At 72.3% G+C, this 25,389-nt stretch carries 25 protein-coding genes; 14 read left to right on the top strand and 11 right to left on the bottom strand.

Annotated features, from left to right (window positions below; all coding sequences use genetic code 11):
- Nucleotide 1: 1 nt before the first annotated feature.
- Nucleotides 2-1,573 carry a sugar transferase gene (locus tag ABZU46_RS13710; RefSeq protein WP_354857367.1) on the bottom strand — a complete coding sequence of 524 codons (1,572 nt, stop codon included), beginning with the start codon at nucleotides 1,571-1,573 and terminating at the stop codon, nucleotides 2-4.
- Nucleotides 1,574-1,837: 264 nt separating this feature from the next.
- Nucleotides 1,838-2,698, bottom strand: a complete 861-nt coding sequence (locus ABZU46_RS13705; RefSeq protein WP_354857333.1) for a DNA-formamidopyrimidine glycosylase family protein — start codon at nucleotides 2,696-2,698, stop codon at nucleotides 1,838-1,840.
- Between the two features lie 24 nt (nucleotides 2,699-2,722).
- On the opposite strand from ABZU46_RS13705, the gene ABZU46_RS13700 reads away from it, so the two are divergent.
- Nucleotides 2,723-3,988 carry a glycosyltransferase gene (locus ABZU46_RS13700; protein ID WP_354857330.1) on the top strand — a complete coding sequence of 422 codons (1,266 nt, stop codon included), beginning with the start codon at nucleotides 2,723-2,725 and terminating at the stop codon, nucleotides 3,986-3,988.
- Nucleotides 3,989-4,157: 169 nt separating this feature from the next.
- On the opposite strand, the gene ABZU46_RS13695 is transcribed toward ABZU46_RS13700, so the two are convergent.
- From ABZU46_RS13695 to ABZU46_RS13675, 5 genes are all read right to left on the bottom strand, one after another.
- The gene (locus ABZU46_RS13695; protein WP_354857328.1) at nucleotides 4,158-4,880 is read right to left on the bottom strand and encodes a CDP-alcohol phosphatidyltransferase family protein; all 723 of its coding nucleotides are present in this window, start codon (nucleotides 4,878-4,880) and stop codon (nucleotides 4,158-4,160) included.
- Nucleotides 4,855-5,922, bottom strand: a complete 1,068-nt coding sequence (locus ABZU46_RS13690; protein ID WP_354857326.1) for an iron-containing alcohol dehydrogenase family protein — start codon at nucleotides 5,920-5,922, stop codon at nucleotides 4,855-4,857. Before ABZU46_RS13690 ends, ABZU46_RS13695 begins: the two co-directional genes overlap by 26 nt.
- Nucleotides 5,910-6,641 (bottom strand): phosphocholine cytidylyltransferase family protein, encoded by a 732-nt coding sequence (locus ABZU46_RS13685; protein ID WP_007453659.1) that lies wholly within the window; start codon nucleotides 6,639-6,641, stop codon nucleotides 5,910-5,912. The genes ABZU46_RS13690 and ABZU46_RS13685 overlap by 13 nt, the downstream gene beginning before the upstream one ends.
- A gap of 79 nt (nucleotides 6,642-6,720) precedes the next feature.
- Nucleotides 6,721-7,488: a hypothetical protein gene (locus ABZU46_RS13680; protein ID WP_354857323.1), complete on the bottom strand. Its 768-nt coding sequence runs from the start codon at nucleotides 7,486-7,488 to the stop codon at nucleotides 6,721-6,723.
- Nucleotides 7,485-7,934, bottom strand: a complete 450-nt coding sequence (locus tag ABZU46_RS13675) for an NUDIX domain-containing protein (protein WP_354857320.1) — start codon at nucleotides 7,932-7,934, stop codon at nucleotides 7,485-7,487. The genes ABZU46_RS13680 and ABZU46_RS13675 overlap by 4 nt, the downstream gene beginning before the upstream one ends.
- Nucleotides 7,935-8,048: 114 nt before the next feature.
- Here ABZU46_RS13675 and ABZU46_RS13670 point away from each other — a divergent pair, with 114 nt between their 5' ends.
- From ABZU46_RS13670 to corA, 4 genes are all read left to right on the top strand, one after another.
- Nucleotides 8,049-8,441, top strand: coding sequence for a CBS domain-containing protein (locus ABZU46_RS13670; RefSeq protein WP_354857317.1), 393 nt, complete (start codon nucleotides 8,049-8,051; stop codon nucleotides 8,439-8,441).
- An 83-nt stretch (nucleotides 8,442-8,524) separates the two neighbouring features.
- Entirely contained in the window at nucleotides 8,525-8,983 is a 459-nt protein-coding gene (locus tag ABZU46_RS13665; RefSeq protein WP_354857315.1) for an ester cyclase, read from the top strand.
- 106 nt (nucleotides 8,984-9,089) lie between these two features.
- Nucleotides 9,090-10,184 (top strand): PLP-dependent aminotransferase family protein, encoded by a 1,095-nt coding sequence (locus ABZU46_RS13660; RefSeq protein WP_354857312.1) that lies wholly within the window; start codon nucleotides 9,090-9,092, stop codon nucleotides 10,182-10,184.
- Between the two features lie 303 nt (nucleotides 10,185-10,487).
- A complete protein-coding gene (gene corA, locus ABZU46_RS13655) occupies nucleotides 10,488-11,636 on the top strand; it encodes a magnesium/cobalt transporter CorA (protein WP_354857309.1) in 1,149 nt (382 codons plus the stop codon).
- A 102-nt stretch (nucleotides 11,637-11,738) separates the two neighbouring features.
- Here the strand turns inward: corA and ABZU46_RS13650 are convergent, their stop codons facing one another.
- Nucleotides 11,739-12,515: a hypothetical protein gene (locus ABZU46_RS13650; RefSeq protein WP_354857307.1), complete on the bottom strand. Its 777-nt coding sequence runs from the start codon at nucleotides 12,513-12,515 to the stop codon at nucleotides 11,739-11,741.
- Nucleotides 12,516-12,599: 84 nt separating this feature from the next.
- Here ABZU46_RS13650 and ABZU46_RS13645 point away from each other — a divergent pair, with 84 nt between their 5' ends.
- Both ABZU46_RS13645 and ABZU46_RS13640 read left to right on the top strand, forming a co-directional pair.
- Nucleotides 12,600-13,130 (top strand): peptidylprolyl isomerase, encoded by a 531-nt coding sequence (locus ABZU46_RS13645; protein WP_354857306.1) that lies wholly within the window; start codon nucleotides 12,600-12,602, stop codon nucleotides 13,128-13,130.
- 100 nt (nucleotides 13,131-13,230) lie between these two features.
- Nucleotides 13,231-14,142: a rhomboid family intramembrane serine protease gene (locus tag ABZU46_RS13640; RefSeq protein WP_354857304.1), complete on the top strand. Its 912-nt coding sequence runs from the start codon at nucleotides 13,231-13,233 to the stop codon at nucleotides 14,140-14,142.
- Nucleotides 14,143-14,146: 4 nt separating this feature from the next.
- Here the strand turns inward: ABZU46_RS13640 and ABZU46_RS13635 are convergent, their stop codons facing one another.
- Nucleotides 14,147-14,575 carry a PH domain-containing protein gene (locus ABZU46_RS13635; protein WP_354857302.1) on the bottom strand — a complete coding sequence of 143 codons (429 nt, stop codon included), beginning with the start codon at nucleotides 14,573-14,575 and terminating at the stop codon, nucleotides 14,147-14,149.
- A gap of 118 nt (nucleotides 14,576-14,693) precedes the next feature.
- Between ABZU46_RS13635 and ABZU46_RS13630 the strand changes: the two genes are divergently transcribed.
- The 6 genes from ABZU46_RS13630 (at nucleotide 14,694) to ABZU46_RS13605 (ending at nucleotide 20,486) form a co-directional block, all read left to right on the top strand.
- Nucleotides 14,694-15,866, top strand: a complete 1,173-nt coding sequence (locus ABZU46_RS13630; RefSeq protein WP_354857300.1) for an acetyl-CoA C-acyltransferase — start codon at nucleotides 14,694-14,696, stop codon at nucleotides 15,864-15,866.
- Nucleotides 15,867-15,946: 80 nt separating this feature from the next.
- Entirely contained in the window at nucleotides 15,947-16,960 is a 1,014-nt protein-coding gene (locus ABZU46_RS13625) for an aminoglycoside phosphotransferase family protein (protein WP_354857298.1), read from the top strand.
- Nucleotides 16,961-17,072: 112 nt separating this feature from the next.
- On the top strand, nucleotides 17,073-17,585 hold the full coding sequence (locus tag ABZU46_RS13620; protein WP_354857365.1) for a hypothetical protein: 513 nt from the start codon (nucleotides 17,073-17,075) through the stop codon (nucleotides 17,583-17,585).
- A gap of 93 nt (nucleotides 17,586-17,678) precedes the next feature.
- On the top strand, nucleotides 17,679-18,371 hold the full coding sequence (locus tag ABZU46_RS13615) for a response regulator transcription factor (protein ID WP_354857295.1): 693 nt from the start codon (nucleotides 17,679-17,681) through the stop codon (nucleotides 18,369-18,371).
- The gene (locus ABZU46_RS13610) at nucleotides 18,364-19,830 is read left to right on the top strand and encodes a histidine kinase dimerization/phospho-acceptor domain-containing protein (protein ID WP_354857293.1); all 1,467 of its coding nucleotides are present in this window, start codon (nucleotides 18,364-18,366) and stop codon (nucleotides 19,828-19,830) included. The genes ABZU46_RS13615 and ABZU46_RS13610 overlap by 8 nt, the downstream gene beginning before the upstream one ends.
- 56 nt (nucleotides 19,831-19,886) lie before the next feature.
- Nucleotides 19,887-20,486: a hypothetical protein gene (locus ABZU46_RS13605; protein WP_354857291.1), complete on the top strand. Its 600-nt coding sequence runs from the start codon at nucleotides 19,887-19,889 to the stop codon at nucleotides 20,484-20,486.
- Between the two features lie 42 nt (nucleotides 20,487-20,528).
- On the opposite strand, the gene ABZU46_RS13600 is transcribed toward ABZU46_RS13605, so the two are convergent.
- Nucleotides 20,529-22,130 carry a ricin-type beta-trefoil lectin domain protein gene (locus ABZU46_RS13600; RefSeq protein ID WP_354857289.1) on the bottom strand — a complete coding sequence of 534 codons (1,602 nt, stop codon included), beginning with the start codon at nucleotides 22,128-22,130 and terminating at the stop codon, nucleotides 20,529-20,531.
- Nucleotides 22,131-22,331: 201 nt separating this feature from the next.
- Complete coding sequence (locus ABZU46_RS13595; RefSeq protein ID WP_354857287.1) at nucleotides 22,332-24,518, bottom strand: glycosyltransferase family 39 protein; 2,187 nt, start codon at nucleotides 24,516-24,518, stop codon at nucleotides 22,332-22,334.
- A 124-nt stretch (nucleotides 24,519-24,642) separates the two neighbouring features.
- Here ABZU46_RS13595 and ABZU46_RS13590 point away from each other — a divergent pair, with 124 nt between their 5' ends.
- Complete coding sequence (locus ABZU46_RS13590; protein WP_354857285.1) at nucleotides 24,643-25,347, top strand: glycosyltransferase family 2 protein; 705 nt, start codon at nucleotides 24,643-24,645, stop codon at nucleotides 25,345-25,347.
- The last annotated feature ends 42 nt before the right edge of the window (nucleotides 25,348-25,389 follow it).

Raw genomic sequence — 25,389 nt, 5'->3', positions numbered from 1 at the left:
GCTAGTACGCGCCCTTGCGGGCGAGCACCACCCCGACGGTGCGCCACAGGATGCTCAGGTCGTACGCCAGCGACCAGTTGTCGACGTAGTAGAGGTCCAGCCGGACGGCCTCGTCCCAAGACAGGTCGGAGCGGCCGGAGACCTGCCAGAGACCGGTCATGCCGGGGCGGACCAGCAGGCGACGCCGCACGTCGCCCAGGAAGTCGCCGTCGTCGGCCGGCAGCGGGCGGGGCCCGACCAGCGACATCTCACCCCAGAGCACGTTGATCAACTGCGGCAGCTCGTCCAGCGACGAGGCCCGCAGGAAGCGACCCACCGGGAAGACCCGGGGATCCTGCTTCATCTTGAACAGCATGCCGTCGGTCTCGTTCTGGTCAGTGAGGCTGGCCAGCCGGTCCTCGGCGTCGACGTACATGGTCCGGAACTTCCACACCCGGAAGGTGCGCCCCTCGTGCCCCACCCGGGGCTGGCGGAAGAACACCGGCCCGGGGTCGGAGATGCGGATCGCCACGGCGATGGCGACGAAGAGGGGGATCAACAGCAGCAGGCCCAGGCCGGCGGCGACCCGGTCCATCAGGTTCTTGGCCAGCAGCGCCGGCCCGGAGAGGGTCGGCTCCTCGACGTGCAGCAGCGGCAGACCCTCGATCGGCCGGATGTGCACCCGAGGGCCGGCGATGTCGGTCAACTGCGGTGCGACCACCAGGTCGACGCCGGAGCCCTCCAACTGCCAGGCCAGCCGGCGCAGTTCGCCCGGCTCGGCGCTGGCCGACCCGCAGACGGCGATGGTGTCCCCACCGACCTCGCGGACCAGGGCGAGGACGTCGCGGCCGGCGTGCACCGGCACCGGGGTCGGCACCCCGCGGGCCGCCGCGTACCCGTCGGTGATGTGGATCGCGACCGGGACCAGCCCGGCGTTCGGGCTGCGGGTGACCGCCGCGTAGACCTCCAGGCACTCCGGCAGGGTGCCGACCAGCACCATCCGGTGTGCCGCCTGGCCGGCCCGCCGGCGGATGTAGTGCAGCGCCCAGCGGGCGACGAAGCGGCCCCACAGGATCAGCAGGAGCGCCCCGAGCAGTGCCGTGCCGACCGTCCAGCGAGACAGCGCGGTCTTGGTGGCGAACGCGAGGAAGGAGACGCTGGCCGCGACCGTGACGGCGGCCCGGATGACCCGCTTGAACTCGTCCGGCCCGAGCCCCAGATAGCGCCGGTCGTACGCCCGGTTGCTCCAGAGGATGACCACCCAGCCGAGCGGCAACAGCAGGTAGGAGACGGTGTGGAACCAGGTCGGATCCTGGTTGGTGCCGGAGAAGCCGGAGGCGGCCTGGTCGAAGAGCTGGATCGCGATCCAACTGGCGAACGCCGCCGCGCCGAAGTCGAGCAGCAGCAGGATGGCGGTGTAGGGGCGGTGCCAGCGGGAGACACGGCGTCGCGCCCTGGCCCACGCCGACCGAGGGACGCCGTTGTGTGACGGCGGCGTCGGCGGCTGGATCTCGAAGCTGTCGACGTGCCGCACGAGTCTGCTCCGGCCTTCGTTGGATACCGGGCGCTGGAGGCTTGCCGTCACCTCACCCATGTCCTCCCGCATGACACGGGCCGCTCACTCGGCGTGAGGGCCCGGGTCGCCCACCGTCCCAGTCTCCCACGCGGGCTCCGACCGGTCGTCGCCCCGAAGGAGATTGGCGACCGATGGTGCCGGCGGGATCTGGCCGGCTCCGCACCATTTCAGAAGCCGGGGACCGGGCCACTATACCGATGGATGCGCGTGTGGCGAGAACGGTGGACGGGAGCTTCGGCTCAGTCTGGCCGATTCCGCTCCGTAGTCGCCGAGTGCAATTACTCACCGTACAAGTCGGGACAACCTTCGGTCAGCGAGCGGCTTGCCGCCCGTCTGGCACGTCGCGCAGTACTGCAGGCTCGAATCGGCGAACGACACATCGCGCACGGTGTCCCCGCAGACCGGGCAGGGCAGCCCGGTGCGGGCGTGCACCTTCAACCCGGACCGCTTCTCACCCTTCAGCTCGGCGGCACGCTGGCCGAGGGACCGCTCGACCGCGTCACCGAGCACCTGGCGGGTCGCCGCGTGCAGGGTGGCGAGTTGGGTGTCCGTGAGCCGGTCGGTGATCGCGAACGGGGACAGCTTCGCGGCGTGCAGGATCTCGTCCGAGTACGCGTTGCCCACCCCGGACAGCACCGACTGGTCGGTCAACACCCCCTTGACCTGTCCGCGCCGACTGCGCAGCCGCTCCGCGAAGGTGGGCAGGTCGGCGGCGAGCGCGTCCGGGCCCAGCTTGGCCACCCCCGGCACTGCGGCCGGGTCGGTGACCAGGTACGCGGCCAGCTTCTTCTGGGTGCCGGCCTCGGTGAGGTCGAAGCCGGAGCTGTCGTCGAGGCGGACGCGCACCGCGATCGGGCCCTTGCCGGGTCGCAGCGGCGTCGTGGCGGGAAACGCCTCCCGGTAGTGCAGCCAGCCCGCCCGGGCCAGGTGCACCACGAGGTGCAGATCACCCTCGACTACCACGTCGAGGAACTTGCCGTGCCGGCGGGCGTCGACCACCGCCCGACCAGCGACCGCGGCGGGTGCCGGGTCGTACGTCTTCAGGGCGCTGATCGCGGCGATCTCCAGCCGGTCGACACGCCGCCCCACCGCGCGCTGCCGCAGGTAACCCGCGAGCGCCTCAACCTCCGGTAGTTCGGGCACCAGCCAACGGTAGCCTTCTTTCCCGTGAGAATCGTGGTGGCGCACAACCGGTACCGGGAAGCTCAGCCCTCCGGCGAGAACACGATGGTCGACTCGGAGATCGCTCAGCTCACCGCTGCCGGCGTCGAGGTGCTGCCCTTCATCCGCAGCTCGGACGAGATCCCGTCGATGTCGAAGGCGGCCAAGGCGCTGCTGCCGATCTCGCCGATCTGGGCGCCGCGTGCCCAGCAGGACCTGAGCCGGCTGATCACCGAGCACCGCCCGGACGTCCTGCACCTGCACAACCCGTACCCTCTGATCTCGCCGTGGGTGGTGCGGACCGCGCACCGGCACGGCGTGCCGGTGGTGCAGACGGTGCACAACTACCGGCAGGTCTGCTCGTCGGGGATCTACTTCCGGGACGGGGTGATCTGCCAGGACTGCAAGGGTCGGGCGCTGGGCGTGCCGGCGATCAAGCACCGGTGTTACCGCGACTCGACGGCGCAGAGCGCGCTGATGGCGACCACCCTGGCCGTGCACCGGGGCACCTGGCGCTCGGTGGACCGGTTCATCGCGCTCACCACGGCGATCGCCGACCACCTCCACGATTACGGCATTCCGGACGACCGGATCGTCGTGAAGCCGAATGCCGTACCCGATCCGGGCCGGCCGGCCCCGCTGGGTGACGGCTTCCTCTACATGGCCCGGCTCTCGCCCGAGAAGGGTGTCGACCTGCTGCTGGACGCCTGGCGTCGCCATCCGGTGGGCACCCTGGGCACGCTGCGCGTGGCCGGTGACGGCGAGCTGCGCCCGCTGGTGGAGGCCGCCGCCGCCGAGCGACCCGACGTGGTCTACCTCGGTCAGCTCGACCGCGCCGGGGTACGCGCCGCGGTCGAGGCGAGCGCCGTGGTGATCGCGGCCTCGATGTGGCACGACGTACTGCCGACCGTGATCATCGAGGCGCTGGCCAGCGGTCGGCCGGTGCTCGGCACCGCGTTGGGCGGCATTCCATACCTCGTCGGAGCGGACGCCCCGCACGAGCCCGCCGGCACCGGCCCGGCCGAGACCGCCTCGGCGGTCGCCGGGGGCGGCGGGCCGGTCATGCCGGCCGGGATCGGCCTCGGCGAGGCCGGCTGGGTGGTGGCTCCGGAGCCGGCCGCGCTGGCGGCAGCCCTGCCGGTGGCCCGGGCCGGCGCGTCCGGGCTCACCCTGGCCGCCCGCGCCCGCTACGAGCGGACCTTCCACCCGGACGTGGTCACCAAGCAGCTCATCGACATCTACGCGGGGATGGCCCACGCCGTAACGCCGTAACTCCGGAGCGCGGGAGGAGAGCACCTACTGTTCGCTCCCTTTGCTCTGCTTCAGCGGAGGAAACACCCGGTGTCCGGATATCGGACGCCACGTGTTTCCTGGGCTGAAGCAGAGCAAAGGAGGACTCGAACACCCTTGGCACCGGTCTGGGAGTGGCGCGGGCGGGAGGTCAGCGCAGCGAGGCGCGGGCGGAGAAGGCGATGCTGGCGAGCAGGAAGCCACCGTTGACGATCGTGAACGCGATGATCACCCACAGGACCAGCGCGGGGGCCACGGCCAGCACCAGGGCCGCCACGAAGACCACCGCGCCGTAGTCGCGCACCAGCTTCACGAGGCGTACCGGCAGCGAGGTCGAGGTGACCATGCTGGCCGCGTTCGGGCCGGCCTGCATCACCGACGTCACCAGGTTGACCATCCAGGTGCCGGCGAAGGTCGCCACCAGCCAGGTCGGCGTCGACGGCTCCTGTGCCACGGCGGTGGCGGCCAGGGCGGCCACCAGGGCGATCTGCGCGGCCACGTCGCAGAGCACGTCGACGCGGGCGCCGGCCGCGCTGCCCTGGCCGGTCACCCGGGCGAGCTGCCCGTCGGCGCAGTCCAGGGAGTACGCGACCTGCCAGCCGACCAGGGCGAGCAGGCCGACCACCCAGGCCGGTACGTCCCCGTCGGCGACCGGCCCGGCGAGCGCCACCACGGTGACGGAGGTGGCCAGCCCGAGCACCAGGTTGGTGATGGTCAGCGCGGTCGGGCGCAGCCCGAGGCGTTGCGCGACCAGTGCGAAGACGGCCCCCAGCCACTGGCTGATCGACTCGCTGAACAGGCCGCCGCCCCGGTTCACCCGGTGGAAGTCGGCGACGGTGGGACGGGGGTCAGCCAAGCTGGTCGCGGATTGCACCGGCGTAGTCTGCCAGCCGCTCCCGCGTCTCGGTAGGCGACAGGGCCAGGTGCTCGAGGATCGTGTACCGGTCCGGTCGGGTACGCGGAGCGAACTGCACCGCCTCGACGAACTGGTCGTCGGTGAGCGTCACCTCGGCGGGGAGTCGGGGCAGGCCGTGCCGGGCGAGGCAGGCCGACATCTCCCCGAAGCGGCGCAGGTCTCCGCGCAGCCAGGTGCAGAACAGCGCACCCAGCCCGGCCAGCTCACCGTGCGAGGCGGTGCCGGGAAAGAGCGAGTCGACCGCGTGCATGATCTCGTGGCAGCCGCCGCTGGCCGGTCGGCTGCTGCCGCAGACCGCCATCGCCAGGCCGCTGGAGATCAGCGCCTCGGCCAGCACGGTGACGAAGGCGTCGTCGGTCATGTCGCCCGGGTGGTTGAGCACCGCCTCGGCGCCCGCCCGGGCCAGCGAGGCGGCCAGCCCGTCGACCGGCTCACCGCGTACCTGCCGGGCCAGTTCCCAGTCGGCCAGGGCGCTGATGTTGCTGATCACGTCGCCGATGCCGGCCCGGTTGTGCCGGTCCGGGCCGCTCTCCACGAAGTCCAGGTCGACGATCACCGCGATGGGGATGTGCACTCCGTAGGAGCCCTTGATCCCTTCGGTGATGAGACTGGCCACCGGGGAGGCGATCCCGTCGTTGGCGAGGCTGGTCGCCACCGACACCATCGGCAGCCCTCGGCGGGTGGCCGCGTACTTGGCCACGTCGATGGTCTTGCCGCCGCCGATCCCGACCACCGCGTCGTACGACCGGGCGCGAAGTTTGCCGCCGAGGTCGTCGGCGGCGTCCAGGGTCGCCCCGGCGACCGTGAACACGTCGGCGGTCCGCAGGGACGGTCGGATCAGCTCCGCGATCTGCGCGCCCTGACCCGGACCGACCACCACCGCGACGTCGCCCCCGGAGGAGATCCGCCCGTCGGCCAGGATCGCGCCCAGGTCGGCGACCGCCCCGCGTCGCACGTCGATGTGCAGCGGGGTGAGGACGCTCCGAGCTAGTAGCGGCACGCGATCTCCCGCGCGCGGGCCAGGTCGGCATGGTTGTCGACCTCGACCCAGGGGACGTCGCCGATCGGCGCCGCCCGCACCTCCCCGCCCCGGTCGGCGAACTCCTGGTAGCCGTCCTCGTAGTAGAGGTTCGGGTCCCGCCGCCAGGTCGCCTCCAGCGCGTCCGCGAGCGCGTCGGCGACCTGCGGCTCGATCAGCGTCGCGCCGATGTACTCCCCGTACGCCTCGCCCGGATCCATGATCTTGGTGATCCGGGTGAGCTGGCCGGCGGCGTCGAAGGTGGTCTTCATCTCCTCCTCGGCCAGCGGCTTGAGGGTGTCCACCGCGAGCAGGATGCCCGGGCCGCGCTCGGCCAGCAGGGTCTTCTCGATGCTCACCGGGTGCACGGTGTCCCCGTTGACCAGCAGCACCCCGCGTGCGAAGTACTCCCGGGCCAGCCAAAGGGAGTAGGCGTTGTTCCACTCCTCGGCCTTGTCGTTGTGCACCAGGGTGAGCGTGACCCCGTACTTCTTCTCCAGGTCGGCCTGCCGCTCGCGGACCGCGTCCGCCGCGTAGCCGACCACGATCACGATGTCGGTGAGCCCGACCTCGGCCAGGTTGCCCAGCGCGATGTCCAGGATCGTCGTCTCGCCGTCCACCGGCACCAACGCCTTGGGCAGGGTGTCGGTGTACGGGCGCAGCCGTCGTCCCGCTCCGGCCGCGAGCACCATTCCGATCATCGCGACATCCTCCCTCGTCCTGCTCCCCGTCACCGGTGGAGGATAGCGCCGGCCGGCCGTGCCGCTCCGGCCAACCGGGTCAGCCGGGCAGCGCCGCCAGGTCGGCGAGCATGGTCAGCCGCTCCTGGGCGTCGAGCGCGGCGTACGGGCCGGCGGCCCGGCGGTCGGTCTCCAGCTCGATGGCGAGCCGCTCGGGGCCGGCGGGCAGGGCGGCGACGCTGGACGCGGTGTGTCCGGCGGCCGTCCAGGCGGCGGCGTGCGCGTCGGCCCGGTGGTAGCGCAGCGTGCCGAGCCGGTTGAGCAGCAGCACGCCGGGCGGGGTGCCGTCCGGCTCGTGCGGGGGCGCCAGCGCCGCGAACGCCGACCCGTTCCGGTCGCCGTCGGTGTCGGCCAGCACCAGGGCGTACGTCAGCAGCCGGCCGAGCGCCGCCACGAGCCGGGTGACCCGTTCGTCGTGCCCGGCCCACAGCTCTTCGGTGACCTCGGCGTGCACCTGGTACAGCTCGGTGAGGAAGGCGGTGCCCCGCTCGGTGGCGGAGAGCGCCCCGTCCGGGCGGCGGTGGAGCATGCCGTACGCCACCTGCTTGTCCACGGCCCGGCGGACCGTGACCGGGTCGGCGTAGCGGGTGATCGCCGCGAAACCCGGCCCGTCGACGGTGCCGCCCGGCGCGGCGAGCCGGGTGCGCAGGTCCACCAGGAAGCCGTTCGCCGTCGGCCCGCCGTACCGCTGGCTCAGCTCGGCCCCGCCACCGTCGCGGCCGGCCAGCATGCCGGCGCGGAACGTCCGGTCCACGGCCGGGGCGAGCAGCCCGGCGATCCGGTGCGGCGCCAGCTCGACGGTGTTCACCGATCGATCGACCGCAGGACGGCGAAGCCCTCCTCCGCGATCCGCCGGATCAGACCGTCGTTGACGTCGCGGTTCTCGTCCAGCACGGTCACTTCGTGCTCGGCCAGCCAGCGGTACTCGGTGTGCTTGCCCGCCTCCAGCGTCGGGTGGTCGAGGTCGCCGTCCACCCGGACCAGGAAGTCGTACTCGATGCGGGTCAGGCCGTCGTCGCCGACGTAGTGGTATTCGCCGACCTGGCCGAGGACGTCGGAGACGAGCCACCCGGTCTCCTCGGTGACCTCCCGGCGTAGCGCCTCGTCGATCTCCTCGCCCGGTTCCAGATGGCCGCCGACGACGTCCCAGCAATTGGGAAACAGGCGTCGCTGGGGTGAGCGGCGCTGGAAGAAGATTCGGCCGTCGTGGTCGACGATCAGCGCGCCGGCGCAGCGCAGGGGCTCGGTGGACACGCTTCGACAGTAGCGAGCGGCCCGGCATCGCGACGATGCCCGGTCTTGTCCCGGAAACATCCACCGACGACCATGTGCGTACCGAATGCCACCGTCCCAAAGGGGTGATGTGTGATGCAGGTACGGGAAGCGATGTCCAGCCAGGTCCTCGTCGTCGGTCCGGAGCACACGCTGCGTCAGGCGGCCCGGATGATGTCGGCCCGCGGTGTCGGGTCGGCGGTCGTGATCGACCCGGACTCCGAGGGCGTGGGGATCATGACCGAACGCGACGTGTTGAAGGCCATCGGCGCGGGCCTCGACTGCGACACCGAACGCACCGGCGCCCACCTGACCTGGGACGTGGTCTACGCGGGGCCGGAGTGGACGGTTGCCGAGGCCGCCGCCGCGATGGCCCGGGGCGGCTTCCGGCACCTGGTGGTGCTCGACGGCCGGGAGGTGGCCGGGGTGATCTCGGTCCGGGACATCATGCGGGTCTGGGCGGAGAGTCAGGTGGCCGCCACGACCTGACCCGCGCAGGTGTGCCAGGCCGGATCGACGGGTAAGGATCCCTCGCGGGCGCGGAGATGCCGTGGCCCGCGGGGGAGGGCCCGATGCGTGACGCGGAGCGCCTGATCGAGCAGCAGTACGCGATGCTTCTGCGGCGGGACGTGGCCCGGCTGCCGGACCTGTACGCCCCGGAGGCGTTCTACGCCATGCCGGGTGTCACGGTCCGGCCGATCGAGCTGCCCGCGCTGCTGCGCACCTGGACGGGCGCTTTCGCCGACCTGCGGGTCGACCCGTTGGGCGTGGTGCGCACGTCCGGCGGCGCGGCCGTGGAGCTGCGCCTCACCGGCACCCACACCGGCACGCTGCACTCGCCGTACGGCACCGTCGCTCCGACCGGCCGTTCGGTGAGCTGGGAGGTTGCCGACGTGGTCCGGGCACGCCGGGGTCGGATCGTCGCGTGGCGCTCCTACTTCGACTGGAGCCAGCTCCTCGACGCGCTCGGCGTGCAGTTTGAGGGCCTTTCCCGGGCAACGCAGCACGACTCGCTCGCACTTCCGGTCTGATCTGACGGCGACCGGCCGACCCGGGTCACCCGTCCCGGTGGCTCAGGATGCGGACATCGCCGTGCCGTCCGCGCGTCCCCCGCCGCCGCCCGTACGCTCAATATCCATGACCGCCGAGCAGCTGATCTCCTTTGCCCGTGGGGCGCCCTCGCTGGACATCGTCGATGTCGAGGGGCTCAAGGCCGCCGCCGTACGCGCCTTCGACGCCGACCCCGCGGGGGTCACGGCCTACGGCACATCCGTCGGTTACCTTCCGCTGCGGAAGTGGATCGCCGAGAAGCACGGGGTGGAAGCCAACCAGGTGTTGGTCACCAACGGCTCGCTCCAGGCCGACGCCTTCCTCTTCGACCACCTGGTCCGTCCCGGCGACGCGGTGGTGGTCGAGCGTCCGACGTACGACCGCACGCTGCTCAACCTTCAGCGGATGGGCAGTGAGCTGCACGGCATCTCGGTCCAGCCGGACGGTCTGGACACCGCCGAGCTGCGCAAGCTGCTGGAGTCCGGGGTCCGCCCCCGGCTCGCGCACGTCATCCCCAACTACCAGAACCCGGCCGGCATGACCCTGTCGCTGGAGAAGCGCCGCGAACTGCTCGACCTGGCCGCCGAGTACGAGTTCACGATCTTCGAGGACGACCCGTACGCGGACATCCGCTTCCGCGGCGAGGCGCTGCCGTCGATGCTCTCGCTGGACACCCGCAACGTGGTCGTGCACGCGTCGAGCTTCACCAAGACCGTCTGCCCGGGCGTGCGGGTCGGCTATCTGGTCGGTCCGGCGGATCTGATCGCCGACATCGCCAAGAACGCGACGAGCCTCTACATCTCGCCCGGCATGGTGTCGCAGGCGATCGTGCACCAGTTCTGCGTCTCCGGCGACATCGACCGCTCGATCGAGACCGTTCGGGCGGCGCTGGGCGAACGCGCCCGGGTGCTGGCCGAGTCGCTGCGCCGGCACCTGCCGCAGGCGCGGTTCGTGGAGCCCGACGGCGGCTACTTCCTGTGGGTGGAGTTCCCCGAGGACGTGCTGGTGGACCGGCTCGCCCCGGCGGCGGCTGAGCGTGGTGTCGCGGTGGTCAAGGGCAGCGACTTCGTTCTCGACAGTGGGCGGCACGCCCTGCGGCTGGCCTTCTCGGCCGTGACGGCCGACAAGATCGACGAGGGTGTCCGGCGGCTCGCGGCGGCCGTCGAGGCTGTCCGGAGCTGATTTCTGTCGGGTTCCCGACAGAACGACAATGCCGGCCGTCCCGGGGCTCCCCAGCGGGCGGCCGGCGGCTCACAATGCTGCGAGCGTCACCCGTCAGGTGTAGCGGGGGTCACCCCGCCGCCACCTCGGGCCACGCGTGCAGCACAACCCCCGCCCCCACGGGCGCCGGGTGGGCCGTGTCGTCCTTCACCCCCCGATGCGGCCCGGCCCGCCCGGCGCCGCACCCGCGACCGCCGTCACACCTGCCGGTGGCGACCATCGGCGTAGCCTGCAAGCCGCAGGCGAGCGCGGGGAGGTGTCGCGATGACGGATCGGGCAGAGCGGGGCCGGACGGTCCCGCTGAACACGTCCCGGGTGCTGCGACCCCGGGCCTGGCCGTCCCCGGTCCGGGCGGTGACCAGGATGCTCAACGCCGACGGATCGCCGCCCACTCCGGCCCCCACCGGCGCCGGCCGCAGCGGGGTGGTCGACTGCGCGCTCTACATCGACGGCAAGCGGCAGCCCGGCGACTGGAACTACGCGGACGCGTTGGAGGCGGCACGCCGGGAGGAGCACGGCTTCGTCTGGATCGGGCTGCACCAGCCGGAGCTGGCCGAGATGTCCGCCATCGCGGAGACGTACGGCCTGCACGAGCTGGCCGTCGAGGACGCGGTGAAGGCCGAGCAGCGGCCCAAGCTGGAGCGGTTCAACGACGTCAGCTTCCTGGCGCTGCGCACCGCCCGGTACTGCGAGCACACCGAGTTGACCGAGACCTCCGAGGTCGTGGAGACCGGTCAGGTGATGCTCTTCATCGGCCCGAACTTCCTGATCAGCGTCCGGCACGGGGACGCCTGCCGGCTCTCCCCGGTCCGCGCCGACCTGGAGACCAAGCAGGAGTTGCTGCTCCAGGGCCCGTGGGCGGTGGCGTACGGCGTGACCGACCGGGTGGTCGACCTCTATCTGGAGGTGGCCGAGCAGCTTGAGGACGACCTGGATCAGCTTGAGGCCGAGGTCTTCGACCGCAACAGCCACGGCCGGATTCAGCGGATCTACCAGATGAAGCGGGAGCTGGTGGAGTTCAAGCGGGCGGTGATCCCGTTGCAGCGGCCGCTGATGAACCTGACCTCCCAGGTCAACCGCGATGTGCCCAAGGAGATCCGGCGGTACTTCCGGGACGTGCAGGACCACCTGAGCCGCACCGTCGAGCAGGTGAACTCGTACGACGACCTGCTGAACTCGATCCTGCAGGCGCGGCTGGCCCAGGTCACCGTCGACCAAAACAACGACATGCGCAAGATCGCCGCGTGGGCGGCCATCGCCGCGGTCTGGACCTCCATCGCCGGCGTCGAGGGCATGAACTTCGACAACATGCCCGAGCTGAAGATGACGTACGGCTATCCGGTGGCCCTGGCTCTGATGCTCGCTGTCTCCCTGGCCCTCTACCGCTGGTTCCGCCGCAACGGCTGGCTCTGACCCGCGACGGCGCGGGCCGGCGCGAAAGGCTCTGAGACGCGAAAGCGCCGGCGAGCGGGGAAACCCGCGTCGCCGGCGCTCGCTGCGCTGCTGTGTCCGGGGTCAGCGGCGGCCGTTGGTGCGGGCGGTGTCCTTGCCCAGGGCCTTGGTGAGGTCGTCGGTCGGTCGCCCGGAGACGTCCGTGGCGCCCTCGGCGACCGACGGGACCTTGCCGGTCGGGCGGACACTGGTCGGCGTGGCCGTGCCGGTGGTGCTGGCGCTGTCGCCGCCGGCCACCGCCGAGCTGCCGGCGCCGGTCATCCCGGCCATGGCGGACCCGTCGGTCCCCTTGGTCGCGCCCGGCGCGGCCGGCGTCTGCACCTCGATCGACTCGACCTCGTCGCGCATCGGCTCCAGGGTGCGGGTCGGGTCGTACTCCGCCCACTCCTGCTGCTCCCGGCGGCGACGCAGGGCGACCGCACCGGCCAGGCCGGCGATGGCGCCCGCGGCCAGCAGGCCGGTCATCATCGAGCCGCGACGGCGCGGCTGCTTCTTCTTACCGGTGATCCGCATGGTCTTCGACTTGGCCTTCCTGGTCAGCGGCCCTGCCTGCGTGGCGCCGTCCCGGGCCGCCGCCGCCAGCGGTGCCAGCGTGGTGAGTGTGGTTCCCCAGCCGGTCGACGCGCGGTCGCGCACCTTCACCGCGGCCGGCCCGACGTAGCCCCGGGCCACCTGGACCCGCGGACCGACGGTCGCGCCCGCGCCCTTGGCCGCGTGGTTGGCTGCCTGCATCAGGTGGCTGATGCTCTGGTTCAGCTCTGCCTTGGCGAGCTGGCCCTGGGACTGACGCCGCCCGAATCCAAACACGGTCCTACCTCCTGGGAGTTGTTCCTTCGTCATCCTCCACCTTCGGATGCCTCCGCACTGCCAGATCGGGCACATGGGAGGATCCGCATGGAACTGACCAACGAGTGAGGAGTACCCGTGGCCGAGGCTGTCTACGCCACCCTGCACACCAACGCTGGCCCGATCCGGCTGGAGCTCTTCGGAAACCACGCTCCGAAGACGGTCCGCAACTTCGTCGACCTGGCCGAGGGCAACCGGGAGTACACCGACCCGCGCACCGGTCAGCCGGGCAGCGGGCCGTACTACGACGGCACCATTTCGCACCGCGTGATCAGCGGTTTCATGGTTCAGATGGGCGACCCGACCGGCACCGGCCGGGGTGGGCCGGGCTACAAGTTCGCCGACGAGTTCCACCCGGAGCTGCGCTTCGACCGGCCGTACCTGCTGGCGATGGCGAACGCCGGACCGGGCACCAACGGTTCGCAGTTCTTCATCACGGTGTCCCCGACGCCGCACCTCAACAACCGGCACACCATCTTCGGCCAGGTCGCCGACGAGGAGTCGGTGAAGGTCGTCGACTCGATCGCGAACACCCCGACCGGCCCGAGCGACCGTCCGCTGCAGGACGTCGTCATCGAGCGGGTCGAGATCGAGCGGTCTGCCGCCTGACGAACCCGCGAGGTACCTTTGCTCGCATGATTGAGCGCTCCGGAGCACCGCGCCGGCCAGCGTCGGTGAGCCGCGCGATGGCGGACGGAGGATCGGCCCGGTGAGCGAGTCCCCGCCGACCACCCCGGTCTGCTACCGGCACCCTGGTCGGGAGACCTACGTCCGGTGCACCCGCTGCGACCGGCCGATCTGTCCGGACTGCATGCGGGAGGCGTCCGTCGGGCACCAGTGCCCGGAGTGCGTCAACGAGGGGCGTCGTAGCGTCCGGCCGGCGCGTACCGCCTTCGGTGGCGGTGCCGCCGGCCGGCACGGCTACGTCACCAAGGCGCTGATCGCGCTGAATGTGCTGCTCATGCTGCTGTCCATCGCCTCCGCCCGGAGTGGGAACGCGGTGGTGGGCGGGTCCGGCCTCGGCGGGCTGATGGGTGACGGCACCCCGCTTACCAACTGGGGTTCGGTGCTCGGGCTGGCGGTCCTCCCCGACGGCACGCTCGGCGGCATCGCCGAGGGCCAGTGGTATCGGCTGGTCACCGCGATGTTCCTGCACTACGGCGTGATCCACCTGTTGCTCAACATGTGGGTGCTGTGGGTGCTGGGCCGGTCGCTGGAGGCCAACCTCGGGCCGCTGCGCTTCGGCGCGCTCTACCTACTCGCGGGCCTCGGTGGCAACGTGGCCGCCTACCTGTTCAGCGCCCAGAACGCGCCCACCGCCGGTGCGTCGACCGCCGTCTACGGTCTCTTCGCCGCGCTGCTCATCATCGAGCGCAAGCTGGGCCGGGACATCTCCCGGATCATCCCCATCCTGGTGATCAACCTGGTGTTCACGTTGACCGTGCCGGGCATCTCCATCCCCGGGCACCTCGGCGGCCTGGTGGTCGGCGGGGCGATGGCGGCGGTGCTCGCGTACGCGCCACGTGGTCGGCGCACGCTGGTGCAGGCCGTGGGCGGCGCGATCATCCTGCTGATCCTGCTCGGCCTGGTCCTGTTCCGCACCGCGCAACTGCTGAGCTGACGGCTCAGGGGTGCCGCCGGGCGGCGAGCAGCTCGGCGGCCACCTCCTCCGGGGTGGTCCCCAGGTCGTACCTGCCGAACAGGTGCAGCGACTCGCCCGCGTCGATCTCCAGGACCTCGCCGCTCACCCCCCACCGCTGCCGGCGGTCCACGGTGATCGCCTCGACCGTCGGCCAGGGCAGCAGCCGCCGGCCGGCGAAGCCGTGGATGACTGTGAGCCCCGCCGGATCGACCGCCAACCGGACCGGCGCCACCAGGTCCCGGACCGCCCAGGCGGCCAGCGCGACGGCGGCCACACCGGCCACGACCAGCCGGATCGGATCGCCGTCGGCGAAGAGCAGACCGAGGGCGACCAGCAGCACCGCGCCGGCCAGCTTCGCCACCGGCAGGTTCGTCGGCACCCGCCACTGCCGCACCGGGGAGGTCTCGTCCACCCGCCCAGCATGCCAGCGGTCCGCGGCTATTGGGAGTCGCGGCAGCTCGCCCCGCGGGCGGACGAGGGGTCCACGCACGACGTAGGATCGGGGCAGCCCAAGTTACCGGGGAGTAAACATGAGTGACGCGGTCATCGTCGGCGCGGTGCGGACCCCGGTCGGGCGGCGCAAGGGCAGCCTCGCCGGCGTCCACCCGGTCGACCTGTCGGCGCACGTGCTGCGCGCTCTCGCCGAGCGCACCGGCCTGGACCCGGCGCAGGTCGACGACGTCTTCTGGGGCTGCGTGTCCCAGGTCGGCGAGCAGTCCTGGAACATCGCCCGCAACGCGGTGCTCGCCGCCGGCTGGCCCGAGACGGTGCCCGGCACCACGCTGGACCGGCAGTGCGGCTCCAGCCAGCAGGCCCTGCACTTCGCCGCCGCGACAGTCCTCTCCGGCCAGGCAGACCTGGTGGTCGCCGGCGGGGTGGAGTCGATGACCCGGGTGCCGATGGGCTCCAGTGTGGCGGGCGGCATGCCGTTCAGCGATCAGCTCCGCGCCCGCTACCGGGGCGTCGAGGGCTTCGCCGACGACGCACCGCTGCCGTTCAACCAGGGCGTCGGGGCCGAGCTGATCGCCCGCCGGTGGCGCCTCTCGCGTACGCAGCTCGACGAGTTCGCGCTGGCCAGCCACGAGAAGGCAGCCGCCGCGCAGGACGCCGGTGCGTTCGACCCGGAGCTGACCCCGGTGCCCCTCGCCGATGGTGGCAAGTTCACGGCCGACGAGGGCATCCGCCGGGACACCTCACTGGACAAGCTCGGCGAACTGCCCACCCCGTTCCGCGCCGACGGCGTGGTCACCGCCGGGTCTGCGTCCCAGATCTCCGACGGCGCCGCCGCGCTCGCGGTGACCACGTCCGAGTGGGCCAGCCGGCACGGTCTGCGCCCGCTGGCCCGCATCCACACCGCAGTGGTCGCGGCCGACGACCCGGTCACCATGCTCACCGCGCCCATCCCGGCCACCGCGAAGGCGCTGCGCCGCGCGGGGCTGGGCATCGAGGAGATCGGGGTGTACGAGGTGAACGAGGCGTTCGCCCCGGTGCCGCTGGCCTGGCTCGCGGAGACCGAGGCCGACCCGGAGCGGCTCAACCCGCGCGGTGGCGCGATCGCCCTCGGGCACCCGCTCGGCGGCTCCGGCGCCCGGATCATGACCACGATGCTTCAGCACATGCGGGACAACGGGCTCCGCTACGGCCTGCAGACCATGTGCGAGGGCGGCGGCATGGCCAACGCCACGATCGTCGAGCTGGTCTGACCTCGCCGCTCGCGGCCAGCCGAGGAGCACCTCGGGAAATGGTCTCGCCCCGCGTCGGGCACGCCGCCTAGGGTGCCATCGTGACGACGATTCCCGACGAGCGCGCCCCCGACTGGTCCAGCGTGCAGTGGCAGGAGCAGGCCCGATCCTGGGTGGACGAGCAGCTGAGTCGGGCTGGCCGGCGGGTCACCGGGCCGGTGGAGCCCCGCGTCCGGCCGTGGTCGCTGGTCTGGCGGGTGCCGACCGACGGCGGGCCGGTCTGGTTCAAGGCCAACAACCGGGGCACGACCCACGAGGCGGTCCTGATCGCGACGCTGGCCGGGCTGGCGCCCGAGCGGGTGCTGGCCCCGATCGGGGTGGACCGGGAGCGGGGCTGGGCGCTGCTTCCCGACGGCGGCGAGTCACTGCGTGACGTGCTGGGCCGCGACCCCGACCTGGCGCACTGGGAGCGGGCGCTGCCCGGGTACGCGGCACTCCAACTCGCCACCGCGCCACGCGCCGACGAACTGGTCGCCCTCGGCGTACCGGACCACCGCCCGGAGGTGCTGCCCGGACTGCTCGCCGAACTACTCGACGATCGCGAGTCCCTGCGCGTCGGCGCGGAGGGCGGGCTCGCCGTCCCGACGTACGAGCGGCTGCGGGCGGAGCTTCCGGCGTACGCGCAGCGGTGTCGCCGGCTCGCGGACATCGGCATCCCGGCCACCGTGCAGCACGACGACCTGCACGACGGAAACGTCTTCGCCGGCCCGGCCGGGTACCGCTACTTCGACTGGGGCGACGCCTCGGTGGCGCACCCGTTCGGCACGCTGCTGGTGACCCTGCGCTCCATCCGGTACGCCACCGCGTTGTCGGCGGACGACGCCAGCCTGGCCCGGCTGCGCGACGGTTACCTGGAGGCGTGGACCGATCGTTATGACCGCCGTACCCTCGTCGAGGCCGCCGACCTGGCCATGAACCTGGGCGCGGTGAGCCGGTCGCTCTCCTGGCGGCGGGCCCTGGACACGGCCGACCCGGCCCGCGCGGAGTACGCCGAGGCGGTGCCCGGATGGCTCGCCGAGCTGTTCGCCGCCACCCCACTTCAGCCCGAACACTGACCGACATCCGTCCAGGTCGGAAGTCGGACAGGCGGTGCGACGTGCCGCGTGGAACTTCCAAAATTCCGACGTGACCCACATCACCGGTGCCGGGGAGGTCGTTGGGCAGGTCATGGACGTCTTCTCCCGAACGTTCCTCCCGGCCGCCACCGAGGCCGGCCTGGCCGTACAGACTGTGAGTCGGCACATGCCGGTCTTCCGCCGCTGCGTCGGCTCGGGTGACGCCACCATCCTGGTCACCCGTTGCAGCCGCCCCGACCGCCCGGTCACCGGCGACTACCTGTTGCTGCTCACCCACCGCCGACTGGTGGTGACCCAGCAGACGAGGCTCCTGCACCGGCTGCGCCTGCACCTCAACACCGAGCTGCGCGAGCTGAGCAACGTCACCTGGAGCCCGGACCCCCGGCTGGGGTCGGTCGAGCTGGCCGCCACCGCGATCGACGGGATCCGCGAGCGGTTCCTCATCCGCACCAGCCACCCGAAGCAGGTGTGGCAGCTCGACGCGCTGCTCAACCACGCGTTCCGGACCCGTCTGCGGGCACCCCGCGAGCGGATCGTCGCCACCATCGGTGACACGCCGGCCGCCGTCCGACCCAGCGTGTTCCGCCCCGCCGTGGCGCGCTGACGCCCGGCGGGCCGGTCGCCCTTCACGTCTCCTTTACCGAACTCGAACACGCACCGATCGCGCCGAGCCGACCGGGTCGGCAATCATGGGCCGGTGACCCTCGAACCCCCGCACCGCGGGCTCGTCCTCGTGGTCGAGGACGAGCCGGCCATCGCCGACCTGGTCCGGCTCTACCTCACCCGCGACGGGTTCGGCGTTCACCTCGAACGCGACGGCGAGGCCGGCCTGAGCGCCGCCCGCCGGCTGCGCCCGGTCGCCTGCGTCCTGGACATCGCCCTGCCCGGTCTCCCCGGCACCGAGATCTGCCGCCGGTTGCGCGAGGCCGGTGACTGGACGCCGGTCATCTTCCTCACTGCCCGCGACGACGAGGTGGACCGGATCGTCGGCCTGGAGCTGGGCGCCGACGACTACGTCACGAAGCCGTTCAGCCCGCGCGAGTTGGTCGCCCGGGTACGCGCGGTGCTGCGCCGCGCCGCCGGTGGCCCCGAGGGCGCGGAACGACCGCGCATCGTCGGCCCGGTGACCCTCGACCCGGCCCGACGGACGGTCACCGCCGCCGGCGTACCGGTGCAGCTCACCTCCACCGAGTTCGACCTGCTGGCGCATCTCATGGCCCGGCCCGGCCGGGTCTTCACCCGGGAGGAGCTGCTGGCCGGCGTCTGGGGCTACGCCGCGCACGCGGGAACCCGCACGGTGGACGTGCACGTCGCCCAGGTGCGGGCGAAGCTCGGCCCGGCAAGCGTCATCCGTACCCACCGGGGCGTGGGGTACGCGGTCGATGCCTGAGCAGCCCGTGCGCTCCGAGTCGCCGACCATGGCGCTGCCGGTGGTCGGCGCCCGCCCGCCGGCCGCACCCCGGCGCAGGCGGCTCGGCCGGACGCTGACCGCCCGCGCGGTTCTGGTCACCTGCGCGGTGGCACTGGTGTCGGTGCTCGTCACGGCCATCGTCGCGGTGCCACTGGCGATCCGCGGCGCGGAGCGACGCGACCAGCAGGCGCTCGCCGCGCAGGCCCGACTCGCCGCCGAGGTGTTGCGCACCCGACTGGACCGGGGTCGCACCGCCGACGAGGAGCGGCTCATCCAGCAACTGCGCGACCAGGGCATCGACGCGTACCTGATCCGGCGCGGGACCGTCGACCGGTCGGGCCTGCCGGCCCGCGTGGTGCAGCGGATCGGGCAGGGCCGCAACGTGTCGGCCCGCCGTCCGGTCAACGGCCACCGTGCCCTGGTGGAGGGCCGGGCGCTGCCCGGCGGCAACGGGGTGGTGCTGTCCCGCGCCACGTCGAACGGCCTGTGGGCGCAGGTGCTGCTCAGCCTCTGGTTGCCGCTGCTGGCCGGGTTGGCCGCCGGCGTGGTGGCCGGCCTCCTGCTGGCCCGCCGCCTGGCCCGACCGATCCGCGTCGCGGCCACCGCCGCCGCCCGACTGCGCGCCGGGGACCGTGCCGTCCGGGTGCCGGTCGAACCGCCGGACGAGGTCGCCGACCTGGCCGAGGCGCTGAACGGCCTGGCCGCGGCCCTGACCACCAGCGAGGGCCGGCAGCGGGAGTTCCTGCTCTCCGTCTCGCACGAGCTGCGGACCCCGCTGACCGCGATCCGGGGGTACGCCGAGGCGCTGGCCGACGGCGTCATCGACGCGGACGACGCCGCCGGCACCGGCCGGACCATGCTGGCCGAGGCCCAGCACCTGGACCGGCTGATCGGCGATCTGCTGGCGCTGGCCCGGCTGGAGGCCGCCGACTTTCCGCTGGAACCGGTGCCGGTCGACCTGACCCGGCTGGCCGCCGAGGCCGAGCCGACCTGGTCGGGTCGGTGCGCTGCGGTGGGTGTGTCGTTCCGCGTGGAGACGCCCGGTCAGCCGGTGTCCGCGTACACCGATCCGGGTCGGATCCGACAGGTGCTGGACGGGTTGCTGGAGAACGCGCTGCGGGTCGTACCCCCGGGGGCGCCGGTGGTGCTCGCGGTCCGGCCGGTCGGTGCGGACCCGGCGGCCGGCGGTGTGCTGGAGGTCCGCGACGGCGGACCCGGCTTCACCGACGACGACCTGGCGGTGGCGTTCGAGCGGGGGGCGTTGCACGAGCGCTACCGGGGGGTGCGCAAGGTGGGCAGCGGGCTGGGGCTGGCACTCGCCGCCGGGCTGGTCCGCCGGCTGGGCGGCGAGATCGTCGCGGGTCACGCGCCCGAGGGCGGCGCCGCCTTCACGGTCCGGCTGCCCGGTGATCCTTACCTGACCCGAACATCGGCCTGACGGTCCGCTCGTGGACGCGGGGAAGGCTGAGGGCTCCACGGACGAGAGGGAGAGTCATGCCACGTTGGGGATTCGTCACCGGCACCACGGCGCTGCTCGCGGCGGTCGCGCTCGGCGTCAGCGGCTGCGGCGCGGCCGAGGTGGCCAGCCAGCCCGCGCGGGACGCCGCGGTCGAGGTCGCCGCCGCGATGGGTGTGGAGGGCCAGGCGCTGACCGCGATGGGCTTCGACGCCACCGACCTGGACGTGCAGACCGTCGCCGCCCCGGCCACCCCGACGCCGGGCGCCTCCCCGACGGCTCGGGACAAGGACCGGCAGAAGCGCGGCGAGGAGTGGCGCAAGCGCCACCAGGCCCGCGTGCAGCTGCGCAAGAACACCCTGCACGGCGAGGCGGTGGTGCAGACCAAGGACAACGGTACGCAGACGGTCGCCGTGCAGCGCGGCGAGGTGACCGCCATCGACGGCGACTCGATGACCGTCAAGTCCACCGACGGTTTCACGATGACCTGGACCTTCGGCGACGACCTGCGGGTCGTCGAGCGGCGCGCGACGGTGCAGCCGAGCGAGGTCAAGGTCGGCGCGAAGCTCGGCGTCGCCGGTGCGAAGGACGGCGACAAGGGAGTCGCCCGGCTCATCCTCATCCCGCGCGACAAGTGAGCGACGGGCCCCCGGGTGTACGCCCGGGGGCCCGTCACTGTCTCAGTAGACGCGGGAGCCGATGAAGTCGTCGTGACCGTAGCCGACCGGGTTGGCGAAGCTGCGCGACTCGTACGACCACTGCTGGCGGGTGCTGCTGGAGCAGGTGGCCAACCGCAACCGGGGGGTGCCCAGCCACGGGTTGTCGAACGCCACGCAGAGGTTGCTGGCGCTCGCCGGCTTGAGCTGGTTGCCGGCGAACACGAACTGCTGGGCGGCGGTGCCGTTGCAGTCGTAGACGTTGACCGCGGTGCCGGCGGTCATCGAGCTGTTGGAGACGTCCAGGCACCGGTCGTGGGACAGCTCCGAGTGCAGCGAGCGCCGGGCGGAGTCGTACCAAAAGCCCTGGTTACGACCGCCGTGACAGGTGTACGGCTGCTGGGGGGTGCCGTTGCGGGAGTCGTACCCCTTGCCGTCGACGCAGGTGCCGGTGGCGAGGTTGCGCAGTTGCTTGAACTCCAGCAGGCCCGGGTAGAGCACACCACTGCCGGTGCTGGCCGGGTCGACGCAGCTGGCCCGCTGCTGCCCGGAGTTCCAGAACTGCGTGATGCACTGGGCGAACATGCCGTGCCCGCGGGCGTTGGGGTGGAACGACTGCCGGGCGGCGTTCTCGTCCCAGATTCCCACCTCGATGTAGAGCCCGCGAACCGAGGTGTTGTCGGTGCACGCCTCGTGGCCGTGGAAGAGCCGGCTCGCGTCGAGGTAGCGGGTGCCGGTGTTCGCCGCGGCGGTTCGCAGCGCCGACTCGAACAGCGGCACCGCCTTGTTCCGGGCGAACGCGGCGTCGGCGAGGTAGAGCAGGCAACCGCCGGAGTACCAGCCGGGGAAGTTCGGGTTGTCCTCGACGTCGGGGCTGCCCGGGCTCGGGTAGGACATCAGCACCAGCTCGTAGTCCGAGCGCAGGTAGCCGGCGTTGGTCATGGTCTGCCGGATGTCGTTGAGCGCGTCGGTCACGGCCTGGCGGCTGCCGTCGGTGCGGATCGTCCACTGGTCGGTGTAGGTGGGGTAGCAGGCGCCCTGGAAGAAGACCCGGCGTATGGCGCAGTCGGTGGCGACCGGCCCGAACTGGATGGTGCCGTCGCCGTTCGCGCCGACCACCACCCAGATCAGCTTGACGTGCGTGTTGCGCGCCTTGATCCCGAGGTAGTCGCCCTGGTTCAGCTCGTTGTGCTGCGTCGGGCCACCGGCGATGAGGTTCCACGGCGTGGCGCCGGAGCAGGCGAGGTTGTACTGGGCGTCCGACGGGATGCCGGTGCGGAACACCGCCTGGTCGTATGAGCGGTCGCACCAGTTGTCGGCCTGATGGGTGCCGGGGACATAGTTGCCGACGCCCTCGCCGGAGATCTCGCTGTCGCCCATGGTGATCAGTGCGGTGCGGCGTTGCTCGATCGGGCGGATCGCGGGGCTGCCGTAGAGGGCGGTCGCCTCGGCGGCCCGGATGGCCTCCAGGTTGGCCGGGAGTGGTGCAACGGCGGGTCGGTCGGCGGCGGTGGCGGGGGCGGCCGGTCCGGCGAGCATCGGCAGGACGAGAGCGGCGACGGCGACGGCGACGGTGGTGGCCCGTCGTCGGGTCGCGCGTTTTGGCCTGGCGGGGGTGGCAGGCATCGACACACTCCTTTCGGCTCAATCGTGGGAGGTCGATTGAGTTACCAGACGGTAACGTGCGGATCAACAGATGTGAATGCGCCTCGGATCCTTGCGCGCGGGATGCAGAACCGCCCGGATCGGACGATCCGGGCGCTCGGCTCGGCTCGGCTCGGCTCGGCTCGGCTCGGACCGGCTCGGCTCGGCCCGAGCATCCGGCGGTCAGCGGGCGGGCGGCAGGGCGTAGCCCACGTAGCCGCGGAACTCCAACCGCCAGCCGGCCGGAACCAGCTTGGCGCAGGCGGGCTGACTGCCGGTGCAGACGATCGCGTCCACCGAGGCCGGGTCGGCCGGCGGCCGTTCCGGCAGAACCGACTGCAACGACACCAGCTCCGGCGAGCCGCCGTCCGGCTGGCGCAGCAGCAGCCACCACGGGTACTCCCAGTTGTCGTTCTGCTCCACCAGCCCGATCCGCCGGGCGCCGCTGTCGCGGACCGCCGCCGCTGCCCAGCGGAACTCGTCGGCCCACTGCGGCCGGCGCAGGAACCGGGTGTCCCAGTCCGAGGTGGTGAAGACCGAGCCGGAGCCGACGAGCCGGCGCGGGAAGCCGTACGACAGCGCCAGCACCCCGGCCAGCGCCGAGGTGGCCAACACGGCGACGGTCGCCACGGTGGCCACCGACCGCCGCCCTGCCGTCACCCCGGGCTCCGGGCTCGCGTGGCGGCGCAGGAGCGCGTCCAGCCACAAACCGGCGAGCGGCACGGCGAGGACCAGGGCGTAGAGCAGCAGCCGGTTACCCCACGGCTGCCACTTGAGCATCGCGGTGTGCAGCAGCACGGTGGTCAGCACCACCACGGCGTACGAGCGCAGCGGCCCCACCTGCCCGGGATCGAGCCGGCGTGGGCGGACGAGCGCGGCCAGCGCGCCGAGCAACGCGAGTGCCCCGGCGATCGGGAACGCCACCCGGTCCTCGTCCGGATACCAGGCGGGCACCGGGAAGACCTCCCGACCGAAGGTGATCGCCCGGTCCTGAGGGTCGACACCGATCACGTCCGCGCCCTCGATGATCGCGTCCGCGCTGGCGCTGCGCAGCGGCGCCAGCGGCGTGTCGAACGCCGTGTGCCCGATCCGCAACGCGTTGACCAGGATCGACGCCGGATCGTGCCGTTCCATCGGGATCGACTCCCGCAGCCGCGGGGGGCCCAGCGGATGCCCGAACTCGGCGGTCACCCGGGTCAGGAACGGGCCGACCACCAGCGCCGCCACCACCAGGATCAGCGCCGAGCCACCGACGACGCGGGCCACCGGAGCGACCGGCCGAACCCGACGGGCGGCCGGTGCCCGGTCGGCCAGGGCCAGCCGGAGCTGGGCCAGTCCCCACAGCACCAGCAGCGGACCCACCGCGATCAGGCCACTGGTCTTGGTCACCGCCGTCAACCCGGTGGCCGCGCCCAGGCCCAGCAGCGTCCCCCAACCGGTCCGCCGACGCAGCCCGTCCAGGACGAGGGTCGCCGCGCACGCCACCCAGGCCGCGCAGACCAGGTCGGTCTGCGTACTGGTCGCCTGGAGCACCACCATCGGGGTGCTGGCCAGCACGAATGCGGTGATCAACTGAGCCCGCCGGCCGCCGCCGAGCTGCGCGGTGATCCGTGCGGCCACCAGCAGGCAGAGCACCCCGGCGGCCCACTGCACCAGGTTGTGCAGCGCGTCTCCGCCGGTGAGCAGGCGCAGGTGCAGGAGCAGGTACTCCGCGCCGGGTGGGATGGTCACCTGCCGGTGGATGGCGGTGGGCCAGAAGTCCAGGTCACCCTGGGCCACCCAGTGCTCGACCTTGGGCAGGTGGTAGGTCTGCGAGTCGAAGTTGTTCGGCTCGGCCAGCAGCGCGACCAGCAACTCCAGCAGCACCAGTCCCCCGATGCCGCCGGCGAGCAGCCGCTCGCCCCGACTCGCCGTACGCCAGATCTCGGCTGCCCTGCGCAGGCCGGCGCGTACCTCACCGATCGGGACCGGCGTGGCGTCGCGCCCGCCGGCCGGGCCGCGGTCGGCGAGCGGGACGGACGTCTCCGGGCCGCCGCCGGCGGTCACCGCCGCGCCGACCGGCACCCGCCGGGACGTCGCGGCGGGCACCTCGGCGGCCGGCGTCTCCCGGCGCCAGCGCAGGCCCACCGCCGTCGCGGTGGCGAGCAGGAAGAGCAGCCAGGCGGCGACGAACGCCGGCCGGGTCAGCGCGTGCAGCGCGCCGAGCACCTCGACGACGAGCACGGCGTACGCCCCGGCGACCAGGGCCGCGCGCACCGCGGCGAGCCGTGACGGCGACACCGCGTCGACCCCGCGGGGCTTCGTCGCGACCGTGAGCAGGAGCACCGAGGCGGCGGGGAGCACCGCGAGCAGGGAGCCGGCAGCCGACATGGCGGGAAGTAAACACCATCGCGCTGAACCCGCCACGCCGACTGTCCGACGGTGGCGGCCACCGTCGGGCTGACCAGCCAGGCTAGGCTAGGCCCGACGTGTTGTCGCCACCGTGGAGATTCCCGTGAAGCTCTCGATCCTCATGCCGGTCTACAACGAGGAAGAACGCATCGCGGATGCCCTCAAGCAGGCGTTGGCGGTTGACTACCCCTGCGAGATCGAGCTGGTCGTCGTCGACGACGGCAGCCGGGACGGCACCGGCGAGGTCCTCGACCGCGCCGACGACGCCCGCCTACGGGTGATCACCCACCAGCGCAACGCGGGCAAGGGCGCGGCCATCAAGACGGCGGTCGACAGCGCCGAGGGCGAATACATGGTCATCCTCGACGCCGACCTGGAGTACGACCCGCAGGACATCCCCAAGCTGCTCGCCCCGGTGCTCGACGGGCGGGCCACGGTGGTCTACGGCAATCGCACCTTCGGCAGCCACAGCGCCTACAGCTTCTGGTACGTGATGGGCAACAAGGGCGTCACGATGGCGGCCAACGTGCTCTTCAACTCGTACATCGGCGACCTGGAGACCTGCTTCAAGCTGATGCCGGTGGAGCTCTACCGGTCGCTGGAGGTGCGCTCGCGCGGCTTCGGCATGGAGGCCGAGGTGACCGGCAAGCTGCTGCGCCGCCGGATCCGCCCGTACGAGGTGCCGATCAGCTACCGGGCGCGGGGCCGCGAAGAGGGCAAGAAGATCACCTGGAAGGACGGCGTCGAGGCGATCTGGATCCTCGGTCGCGAGCGCGCACGCCGCCGTCCCGCCGCCGCGACCCGCTGAGCGCTCATCCGTTCGGGCTAGCCTTGAGTTGAAGTCCACTTC

Source organism: Micromonospora sp. NPDC005197 (genome assembly GCF_040608295.1).
Lineage (GTDB): Bacteria > Actinomycetota > Actinomycetes > Mycobacteriales > Micromonosporaceae > Micromonospora.
This window is presented reverse-complemented; position numbering and strand designations above follow the sequence as displayed.